The following is a 2,264-nucleotide window of genomic DNA, read 5'->3' as shown; positions in this document are numbered from 1 at the left end:
GAGGGCCAGGAGCCCGCTGGCGGCTTGTTCCTGGGTGGCCCCCACCGCCCGGAGGCCTGCGAGCACTACTGCGAAGGAAGAAGTAAAACCGACCAGGGCGGTCACGATTCCAGCAACAAGCGGGCGGGAGAGCTGCCGGGAGGCGGAAGCTGGACGTGGCTGTCCGGTGTGGAGTGATGACGCTGGCATAGTCCATCACGTTACCGGAGCTTGGTGCGCGTGCCGAGGCGGCAACAGTTAAACGCCAAGGGCACCGGCGGCGCCTCGCGGCGGGACCGGTGCCCCGTTGACGTAACTGTAATCGGGAGCTCTGGCCGGCAGAACCGGCTACGGAGCCTCATTGGCGGAGGGAGCTGTCCAGGCCGTAGCCCTTTCAGCGTCACCGTCGAGGTTGTCCACGAACTCGGAAGCGGCTCTCTGAACCGCATCTAGTCGTCGATAAAATCGGCGGTCTATTCGATCCCGTCCTTGATGGCTTCTTCACTGCCACCAACGAGGTCCTGAACTTTGCCCTTCAGATCGTCAAGTAATCCCACGGGCACCTCCCTTCAATCACGGAGCCAGTTCGCTCCTCCGTTCTCGATCCTAACCCGAGACCTTGGAGGTGCCAAGGGAAAATTTGACTGGAATGTCAAACGATCCTTGGAAAAGGTCACAGCTGCTTCTCGGGAGAAAGCTCCTGGTGGCGGGGGCTGTCCGGATTCATCAAGGAGTGCTTGCGACCGTAGCTGAAGTAGATGACCAGTCCGATGACCAGCCACACCACAAAACGCAGCCAGGTTTCCCAATGGAGCTGGAGCATGAGGAAGCCGGATGCGAGCATTCCGAAGGCCGGAACCACCGGCATGAACGGCAGCCGGAAGGTACGGGGCGCATTGGGCTTCTTGTAGCGGAAGATGATGACTGACAAGCACACCACCACAAACGCCGCGAGGATGCCGATATTGGTCAGGTCGGCGACGGCCTTGATGGGGAAGACGCCGGCGAGCAGCGCCGAGGCGATGCCTGCGATCCACGTGACGCGCTGCGGGGTGCCGTGCCTGTCGGTCCCCGCAAACCAGCCCGGGAGCAGGCCGTCACGGCTCATGGAGAACCAGACACGGGTGACGCCGAGCAGGAAGGTCAGCATCACGGTCAGGATGGACAGGACCGCGAATACGGAGATGATGGTGGCGATGACGGGCAAGCCGACTCCGGTGAAGGCGGAGGCGAAACCGGCGGTGGGGTTGATGTCCTTGTAGTTCTGCATGCCGGTAAGTACCAGGGTGGCCGCTACGTAGAGGAGCATGGCGATGACAAGCGAGAGGACGATTGCCTTGGGCATGTGCTTCTTGCCGTCCTTGGCTTCCTCCGCGGCCGTACTCATGGCGTCATAGCCGAACACTGCGAAGAAGACCGTTGCGGAGCCGGCCAGGACCGGCCCGAAGCCGCTGGGCATGAACGGGTTGTAGTTGTTGGTGTTGATGTAGAAGATGCCCAGACCGATGATGAACAGAATGAGCACCACTTTGATGGCCACCGCCACGAGTTCGAAGCGGCCAAACGCCTTGGTTCCGCGGCTCAGGATCCAGGTGACCAGCAGACAGACCAGGATGGCCGGAAGATTGATGACCCCGCCCTTCCCCTCGTCCACGGTGGAGGTCATCCAGGTGGGCATGTGGATGCCTATTCCGGCGAGGAATGCGTCAAAGTAGCCGGAGATGCCGATCGCGACGACGGCAACGATTGCGATGTACTCCAGCAGCAGGTCCCAGCCGATGAACCATCCGATGACCTCGCCAAGGGCGACGTAGCCATAGGTGTAGGCGGATCCGGCGCGGGGGATCATGCCCGCGAATTCGGCGTAGGAGAGTGCCGCGGCCGCAGAGGCAAGGCCCGCAACCAGGAACGAGATCAGCACGGCCGGGCCGACACCCGGGGTATCCGCGCTTCCGTGCGCCACGAGCCCGGCCAAGGAGAAGATCCCGACGCCGATGATGCCGCCGACGCCGATGGCCGTCAGTTGCCAGAGGCCCAGGCTTTTGAAGAGCCCGCTGTGCTTGCTTTCCTCCTCGATGTCGTCAATGGGCTTCTTCCTCATGATCGAGCGGACGAGAGTTTGTTGATTCACCATGTGCTCCTGCGTGTGGGCGTGGACGAATTAGGCCTGAAGAAAAGTATGCGAGCTGAATCACATTGGATAAAGTGATTTTTGCTGAGTGGTATTGATCAATTCTGCTGATCCTTCGGGTGGGCGACACAGGTAGGCGGGGCGTAGTGGGGGG

The 2,264-nt window shown here is 61.3% G+C and carries 1 protein-coding gene and 1 pseudogene; both read right to left on the bottom strand.

The annotated features are described in order from the left end of the window. Positions 1-189 (bottom strand): annotated as a pseudogene (locus AHiyo1_RS26920) (benzoate/H(+) symporter BenE family transporter); the annotation flags it as partial. 463 nt (positions 190-652) lie between these two features. Then, the gene (locus AHiyo1_RS14900; protein ID WP_445286224.1) at positions 653-2,113 is read right to left on the bottom strand and encodes an amino acid permease; all 1,461 of its coding nucleotides are present in this window, start codon (positions 2,111-2,113) and stop codon (positions 653-655) included. Between the last annotated feature and the right edge of the window lie 151 nt (positions 2,114-2,264).

It is taken from the genome of Arthrobacter sp. Hiyo1 (genome assembly GCF_001263615.2).
Lineage (GTDB): Bacteria > Actinomycetota > Actinomycetes > Actinomycetales > Micrococcaceae > Arthrobacter.
This window is presented reverse-complemented; position numbering and strand designations above follow the sequence as displayed.